This window comes from Geofilum rubicundum JCM 15548 (genome assembly GCF_000974365.1).
GTDB lineage: Bacteria > Bacteroidota > Bacteroidia > Bacteroidales > Marinilabiliaceae > Geofilum > Geofilum rubicundum.
On record NZ_BAZW01000164.1, the window covers coordinates 1 to 1,090 of the forward strand.

Sequence of the window (1,090 nt, forward strand, 5' to 3'; positions counted from 1 at the left end):
CAGGACTCGCCCCAATTACTGGTGTACACGGTTAATGGTGAGGGCAGCAGTATCAGCTTGAAACACTATGTGGACAAGCACATCATTCCGCACATCTCCCCTTTAGGGGGTATCAGCAGCGTGTCCACCTATGGCGCCACTGCCATGCAGTGGGAACTGGCGTACGACAAGAATGTGTTACAAGGCTATGGACTGAATGAATGGCAGTTGTCCGATGCTGTAAGGTCCTATCTGGAAAGGCATCACCTCGGCATTGCCTATATGAAAAGGATAAGGAAGAGTTGGCCATTAACCTGACCGTGGGGGGCCAGCAGGCGGAGAACCTGAATTGGGACGACATCATTGTGGCGCAAACCAATGATCGGATCGTCCGGTTGACGGATGTGGCGGTTCCCCGCTTAAAGGAGCAATTGCCGCGGAGTTATTTTCGGGTGAACGGACTCAGCACCATTTATCTGACGGTGCATACCGACAAAGGGGCCAACCAGGTGGAGCTGGCCGAAGAGGTAAAGAACGTGGTTAAAAATCTGCAACCGGGATTTCCGCCGAATTTTTCGCTGGCGGTCAACTATGATGCCTCGAAGGAGATCAATCAGGAGGTGCGGAAGATTACCTCGCGGGCTTTTCTGGCCATGATTATATTGCTGGTTTTTGTGATACTGGTGAGCCGCAACTGGCGGTATTTGTTGATTATTGCGCTGAGCTTAGTGGCCAACCTGAGTGTGGCGGTTATTTTTTATTACATCCTGGAGATTGAAATTCATTTGTACAGCCTGGCCGGGATAACTGTTTCCCTGGGGATGATCATTGACAACACCATTGTGATGGCGGATCATATTCGCCACAATAACAACCGGAAGGCTTTTTTAGCGGTGCTGGCGGCCACTTTAACCACCATGGGCGCCATGGTGGTCATTTTCTTTTTGAAGGAGCAACAGCGACTCAACCTGATTGATTTTGCCATCGTGCTGCTGATCAATTTAATGGTTTCACTGGCCGTCTCCCTGTTTTTGGTCCCTGCCCTACTCGATCGTATTCCCTTGAAGCCCGTTCAGAAGATTTTTACGGCGTCGCAAAAGGAGGGTTATTC

General features: G+C 50.3%; 2 protein-coding genes. Both read left to right on the forward strand.

The window, feature by feature from the left end; genetic code table 11:
• The coding region (locus JCM15548_RS22080; protein ID WP_162198307.1) for an efflux RND transporter permease subunit at positions 1-297 on the forward strand (297 nt) is incomplete at its 5' end.
• On the forward strand, positions 282-1,090 hold an 809-nt coding region (locus JCM15548_RS20555), incomplete at its 3' end, for an efflux RND transporter permease subunit (RefSeq protein ID WP_162198308.1). The genes JCM15548_RS22080 and JCM15548_RS20555, both read left to right, overlap by 16 nt.